Genomic DNA, 7,018 nt, shown 5'->3' with positions numbered 1-7,018 from the left:
CCGGCGATACCGGCGAGGAACATCGCAATGCCGTTGACGCTGACCATGCCCTGGATCTGACGGAAGTCGATCGCCCTCGGAAGGCGGCGGGAGCCCTGCTGGATCACCACACCGTCGCTGATCGTCTTGATCCCAAGCACCAGGGTGAGAATCGCGAACGTGGGCAGGAGCGCCCAGAACTCCCTGGTCGGTGTGAGTTCCAGGCCCAGAGACGGTACTTCGGGAATTCCAAACCACCTGGCGTCGGCGATCCGGTCACCGTCGAGCACACCGAAAGCTGCGGCGACGGCACATCCGGCCAGGATGCTGATGAGCGGCGCGACCAGGCGCCAGCGTCCCGTGGCCCGCAACGTCGCAATCACCGAGACCAGCAATGTGACTCCAGCTATCGCCGGGCCTGCGGCCGGTGCGGTGCCGTCAGGCAGGTCCTGGACGGCGTCGAACGCGATGGGCAGCACGCTTACTGCGACCAGCATCGTCACCGTACCGGAGACAACCGGTGTGATGATTCGCCGCAAAACCGGCAGCCACCAGGCGAGCGCGATCTGGACCAGGCTGCAAATGACCATCACAGTCGCGAACATCGCTGGCCCACCGATGGAGATTGCAGCCACCATGATCGCGATGAACATCGCGGCTGGCCAGGCGAGCGCGATGTGCCCGGAGCCGAATCTCCACAGTTGCGACCCCTGCAACGCCGTGGTCGCCGCACAGATCACCATCGCGGCGAAGACGCTCCAGGTCAGAAAGGTGTCGTCGGGGCCCGTCGAGCGAATCGCAATCGCCACGTTGAGCACCGTCGGTGCGACCACGAGCACGGCGCCCTGAAATCCCACCAACAGTGCGATCGTAGGGGGCAAGCCTCCTCAGGCTCAAACTGGATGGCCTGTTCAGCGTTCCTGGCAGTCAATGGTCAGCCAATCTCGCAAATCGTTCTTCAGCGAATGGGGGCCGAACTTGCAGCTAGGAATCGATTCCTTCGAAGACAACGATGTTGGCCCTCGTCGCCCGCCTGCGCAGTTCGTCAAGGGCCTCGTATTCGACGGATGCCATGTATCCTTTCGCCGCTTCGAGGCTGTCGAACTCCACGATCACAAAGCGCTTGGGCACCCAGTTGCCCTGGATTACATCGACGTCGCTGGTGCGCGCGAGGAGTCGTCCGCCGTGCGCCGCGATGGCCGCAGGAGACTTCTCGGCGAACTCAGAGTACGCGTCAGTATCGATGATTTCAGCGTCCATGATGACGTAGCCCTTCATTGTGCCACTCCTTTCATGCGAGCCTGCGCAGTTCAAATGCGGGGTGGCTCGGCAGTGTGCGGAGCTTCTCAATCCGAATTGTCTGGCGCCCTCGATGCCAATGGCGTGACCGACTACTTACGATGCCTACGGCGGTGGAGTGGAACGCTAACAGGCGAAGAGATGGCCGTCAACGCCCGGCGTATGAAGCTGGGCACAGCACAAACGAATTGCACCGGTGTCTGACAACGCACTCTTCGTCTCCAGACTTTCTAGGGGCACACGGTGATCTCGTCCATTCGCCTTCGGCACTCTTGGAACTTAGCCTCATCCCCTGTTTGCTGTCAGCGATGATCTCCCCGACGATCTCGTCTGTTTCGGAGTCATACCACCTGATGTCAGCTACCTTGTTTCCCACACCCCCACGCACAATGATGTATCCGACGCCGCCCGGAACTCGGATGATCAGTTCCTCAACCTCCAGAGACGTCAGGACTTCGCTGATCGCACCCGCAGGTCCTGGGGGACCCTCCGGCCCTGGCTCTCCCTGCGGGCCTGGCTCGCCGCGCAAACCCCTGGGACCGGCCTCACCTCGAGGTCCGACCTCGCCGGGCGGCCCGGCCTCGCCTCGCGCCCCTGCCGGTCCTGCCTCACCTCGAGGGCCGGCGTCTCCGGGCTCACCTTTCGGGCCTGGGTCTCCTGCTGGGCCTTGAGCACCGGCCTCTCCCTGCGGGCCTGGAGGGCCTTCAGGGCCCAGGCGGCCTATGTCTCCTCTGATACCGGTCGCTCCCCTATCGCCCCTTGGGCCGGCTGGACCAGGCGGGCCAGCCGGTATGTCGATCCTGTTGACCTCATCCCGGACAATCTCCCGGATCTCATCGTTACTTGGACCGCAGCTCACGAGAGTCAAGGCAGCTACTACCAGGATTGAAAGAACAAGAGCACTGACTGATTTCAAGTCACTTCTCCTTCAGAATTCTCACGCGTTGCTATCTCAGAGTAGATTGTCACATCGGCGCTGGGTTAGCGCCCAACAACGGTATGACCAGTTGATTTCGTGACTGCCCCGAGGGTCTGTTATGAATACGGCGAGGAGTCTTGGTTCAGTTTGGGTTATACAAAGGCCCAGACCAATCCCCCGCGACGGATGTCGATGCTCAGAGTAAGATTCATACTTCCTTAGGTCAAGTTTCCCCCGGCACAGCCTGTCTACCGCTTCGACGGTTACTCACCACCCCACATTGCGCACCCACCTACTCAATGCTAAGGTGCAATTATGTGCCATCCCTGACCTCGTGAGATCAACATGTACGACTACGGACTCATAGGCGACATGTCCTCGGCGGCACTGGTCGGTATGGACGGCTCGGTCGACTGGCTTTGCCTGCCCCGCTTCGACTCGCCGAGCGTCTTCGCTGCGATCCTGGACCAGGACATCGGCGGCAGGTTCCGCATCTGGCCCAGCGCTACATACGCTACCGTGCAGTCCTACGTCGAAGACACCAACGTCCTGGAGACCGAGTTCACCACGTCCACCGGCGTCGTTTCCATCACGGACTTCATGCCCATCCAGGACAACGACAAGGATGGCAAGCCTGACAAGTACCCTGACAACCCGCCGGAACTGCATCGCATCGTCAGGTGCTCCGCGGGCAGCGTGGAGATGCGGTGCGAATACGAGCCGCGACACGACTACGCTCGCGCCGTCCCAGAGTTCCGCGCGGTGAGCACGAACGGCGGCGGGAGCGCGGTCGAGGCGCAGGGCGGCGGGCAGACGATGATGCTGCTCGCCAGTGTCCCACTTCACGAGAGCGCTGCCGGAGTGTCCGGGTCCTTCACGATGTCCGAGGTCGACTCTGCGACCTTCGTGATGGCGTACGGTCCCGACCGGCCGGCTAACCTGGAGCACTACCGCACACAGGACAAGCTGGAGCTGACGCAGGGCTACTGGGAGGACCTCGTCGCGATGATGAACTACGAGGGGCTGTGGCGCGAACAGGTGGTGCGCTCCTTCCTCGTACTGCACCTGATGATCTATCGAGGCACAGGCGCCATGGTCGCAGCGCCGACCACGAGCCTCCCTGAGACGCTAGGCGGCTCGCGCAACTGGGACTACCGCTTCTCATGGCTGCGCGACACCAGCTTCGCCGTCGACATCCTCTACCGGCTCGGGGACCAATACGGAGCCGACTTCTACATCCAGTGGCTGCTGGAGCAGTGCCAGTTGAACACGCGCAGGACGCGCATCCTGTACGGCATTACGCAGGAGTCATCTCTCGAAGAGCAGGTCCTCGAGCACCTGAGTGGGTACGAGGACTCAAGGCCCGTGCGCATCGGCAACGGCGCCGCAGAGCACCTGCAGATGGACGTGTTCGGCGAGGTCATCGCATCCATACACTCGCTGCTGGTGCTGCACGGCGAACTCCCCGAGGAGGCGTGGGACCTGGTGTGCTCGCTGGCCGAGGACGTCGTGAACAACTGGCATAGGCGCGACCGCGGAGTGTGGGAGGTTCGCGGAGGTATGCAGCACTTCGTGTACTCCAAGGTGCTGTGCTGGGTGGCGCTGGACACCGCTGCATACATCGCCGCGGCTGTCGAGCAGCGTCGGTACTACAGGCGCTGGTCGCAGGTGGCGTACGACATCAAGACCGAGCTGCTGGAGCAGGGATGGAGCGAGTCGAAGCAGGCGTTCCGCCAGCACTACGCCAGCGAAGCGCTGGACGCCTCCAACCTGGCGATTCCATTCTTCGGTCTCATCCCGAGCGAGGACCCGCGCGTGCGGCAGAACCTCGACGCCATCGAGCGCGAGCTGACGGACGGCCCGCTGGTCTGGCGCTACCTTCCTGAGGAGACCGACGACGGGCTGGACGCTCAACCTGAGGGCGCGTTCACGATGCTGAGCTTCTGGCTGATAGGCAACCTGATCTACACCGGCCAGATGGATAAGGCCTTCGACTACTTCAATGACATGATCTCTCGGTGCTCGAACCACCTTGGACTGTTCGCCGAGATGTTCGACCCCGCAACCGAGCGACAGCTCGGCAACTTCCCACAGGCGTACTCGCACATCGGCCTCATCCACACCGCCCTGAACCTGTCCGGCTACATCGTCGACACCCCCACCCGCCTAATCCGCCGCCGCGACGAGGGCTAGGGGACGCCAAGCCCCCAAAGCTCGGCAGCGCGACCTGGCACAAATACTACTGTGTCCAACCACGTCCCTGTGACACTACCCTCCCTCTACCTAAGTGGTAACGACTCACACAACGTCAACCCGGTCAGCTACAATTGAGACTGATTCAGAGACGACGCCGATGACAACTATCGACAACATAGAGGACTTCCTTCGCATAGTGCGAGAAGATGAGGCTCTACGCTCGGCAGTGAGACGAGAACTGCTGACCGAAGAGCTGTTGGAGCTCCCCGCACGAGTTGCCTCGATGAGCAAGACTCAGGACTCAATCCTGGAGACTCAGAACTCCATGCTGAAGGAGATCGTCGACCTGCGCCAGACTCAGAACGAGATGCTGAAGACGCAGGACTCCATACTGAAGGAGATCGCCGATCTGCGCCAGACTCAGGACGCCATGCTGGAGACTCAAAACTTCTTGCTGAAGACCCAGAATTCCATCCTGGAACGTCTAGGCAGCGTTGAAGGCGATACAAAGCAGAACATCGTACATATTGGCGATCTGAAAGGCCTATTCATGGAGAGGTCGGCCCGTGATGATGCGCCTGTCATCACCAGCGACATGGGCCTCCGGTGGCTGAAGACACTGGAACGAGGCGAGGTGGTAATGATGGCAGATGAGGCGCAGCGCAGTGGCCTGACCGCCGGTATCTCGCGACACAACATGCGGACGTTCCGCCGCGCCGACCTGGTGATCGAAGCTGTAAACAGTGACGGAGATACGCAGTACGTAGCGGTGGAAATCTCCTACACGGCGGCCGGCCGGGATACGGAGAGAGCGACGCGGCACGCCGAGTACATCACCCGGTTCACCGGCGTGCCCGCCTACGCTGCCATCGCGAGCGTTCACATTGACAACAGGATCGAGGACGCTCTGACGGAGGACTCTCCGCAGCCGCTTGGCGTGGACCACGAAGCCAAGGTGTTCTGGTCTAGACTGCCGGAACTGGAATCGCCCAACTAGGAAGACAGGCTCCAACCGGAGTTCCCTGAGGGGTACTAACCACACCATGACCACAATATCTGACATACGCGCGCGTGAGGTGCTAGACTCGCGTGGGAACCCGACCGTTGAGGTCAACATCGGACTCAGCGACGGCTCCTGGGGCAGGGCGCTCGTGCCATCGGGCGCGTCGACCGGCGCGAACGAGGCCGTCGAGATCCGCGACGGCGACCCGAACCGCTTCCACGGACGCGGCGTGCTCAAGGCAGTCGCCAACGTGCACAACAAGATCGCCCCCGCGCTGTCCGGCAAGTCCGTAATGGACCAGCGCGCCATCGATGACCTGCTGCTCGAGCTCGACGGCACAAAAAACAAGAGCGAGCTCGGAGCGAACGCCGTTCTCGGGGTCTCGCTCGCCGCGGCCCGAGCCGCATCCACGAGCAGCGGAAAGTCCCTTTACGAGCACTTCTACAGCCTCCACCAGGATGAGTCAGGTGACGGCGAGCCGATGACGCTCCCGGTGCCGATGTTCAACATCATCAACGGCGGGCGTCACGCCGAGAACTCTACCGACTTCCAGGAATTTATGGTGCTTCCGCTCGGATTCGATACGTTCAAGCGCGCAATGCAGGCCGGAGTCGAGGTCTACCACTCGCTCATGACCGGGCTGCGCAACCGCGCTCTCGGCACGAACGTCGGAGACGAGGGCGGCTTCGCGCCTCCGGTGACCACCAACCGGCAGGCCGTCGAGCTGCTGATCGAGGCGATCGAGCGCGCAGGCTACACTCCCGGCGAGCACTGCTTCCTCGCCCTGGACGTCGCGGCGTCGGAGCTGAGCAGCCGTCCGGCACGCTACACGCTTCCGCAGCGAGAGACCTCGCTGAGCTCCGAGGACCTCGTCGACATCTACGACGCCTGGATCAGCGACTACCCGATCATCTCCATCGAGGACGGCCTCGCCGAGGACGACTGGAACTCATGGGACATGATGACGCGACGGCTGGGCTCGCGTGTGCAGCTCGTCGGCGACGACATCTACTCGACGAACCCCCGCCTGATCGAACACGGCATCGAGCGCAGCACGTCAAACGCGGTGCTGGTCAAGCTCAACCAGATCGGCACGGTGAGCGAGACGCTCGACGCCATCCGCATGACTCACGAGGCGGGCTGGGGCATCGTGATCAGCCACCGCTCCGGCGAAACCGAGGACTCCTCCATAGCCGACCTTGCCGTCGGCGTCGGCGCGGGCCAGATCAAGGCCGGCGCACCCGTCCGAGGCGAGCGTACAGCCAAGTACAACCGCCTGCTTCTCATCGAAGAGCAACTCGGCACCGACGCCAAGTACGCCGGCCCCGAGGCCTACGAGAAGTACCTGCCCCGCTCCTGACGGGAGGCACAGCTGTCGCCTCACTTATCCAGGATATTTGAACTTCTGACATCATTTGGGCAGCCTGTTTCAGCGAGGCGAGGATCTCCGCACAGCTGCATGGGCACCACTTCAGCGGCACGCCCGAACCGTTCTTCCATCATTCTGACCAACCCCGGCAGCAGTTCTTCAACGCCCACAGCGGCATAGTATCAGCCACGGCTAAACTTCACAGGCAAACGGAACCTTCCCGCGTACCGAGCACCCTTGCGTGAAAGTATCC

6 protein-coding genes are annotated in these 7,018 nt (G+C 62.1%); 3 read left to right on the top strand and 3 right to left on the bottom strand.

Going from position 1 to position 7,018, the window contains the following annotated elements; genetic code table 11:
• The 3 genes from J4G14_14715 to J4G14_14705 all read right to left on the bottom strand — a co-directional run.
• The coding region (locus J4G14_14715) for a hypothetical protein (protein MCE2459043.1) at positions 1–860 on the bottom strand (860 nt) is incomplete at its 3' end.
• Between the two features lie 103 nt (positions 861–963).
• Positions 964–1,257, bottom strand: a complete 294-nt coding sequence (locus J4G14_14710; protein ID MCE2459042.1) for a DUF1330 domain-containing protein — start codon at positions 1,255–1,257, stop codon at positions 964–966.
• A gap of 169 nt (positions 1,258–1,426) precedes the next feature.
• The gene (locus J4G14_14705; protein ID MCE2459041.1) at positions 1,427–2,194 is read right to left on the bottom strand and encodes a collagen-like protein; all 768 of its coding nucleotides are present in this window, start codon (positions 2,192–2,194) and stop codon (positions 1,427–1,429) included.
• Between the two features lie 348 nt (positions 2,195–2,542).
• Here J4G14_14705 and J4G14_14700 point away from each other — a divergent pair, with 348 nt between their 5' ends.
• From J4G14_14700 to eno, 3 genes are all read left to right on the top strand, one after another.
• Entirely contained in the window at positions 2,543–4,390 is a 1,848-nt protein-coding gene (locus J4G14_14700; GenBank protein MCE2459040.1) for a glycoside hydrolase family 15 protein, read from the top strand.
• A gap of 160 nt (positions 4,391–4,550) precedes the next feature.
• Complete coding sequence (locus J4G14_14695) at positions 4,551–5,390, top strand: hypothetical protein (protein ID MCE2459039.1); 840 nt, start codon at positions 4,551–4,553, stop codon at positions 5,388–5,390.
• A 46-nt stretch (positions 5,391–5,436) separates the two neighbouring features.
• Positions 5,437–6,756, top strand: coding sequence for a phosphopyruvate hydratase (eno, locus tag J4G14_14690; protein ID MCE2459038.1), 1,320 nt, complete (start codon positions 5,437–5,439; stop codon positions 6,754–6,756).
• Positions 6,757–7,018: the final 262 nt, after the last annotated feature.

The organism is Dehalococcoidia bacterium, from assembly GCA_021295915.1.
GTDB lineage: Bacteria > Chloroflexota > Dehalococcoidia > Lucifugimonadales > UBA1123 > VXRN01.
This window is presented reverse-complemented; position numbering and strand designations above follow the sequence as displayed.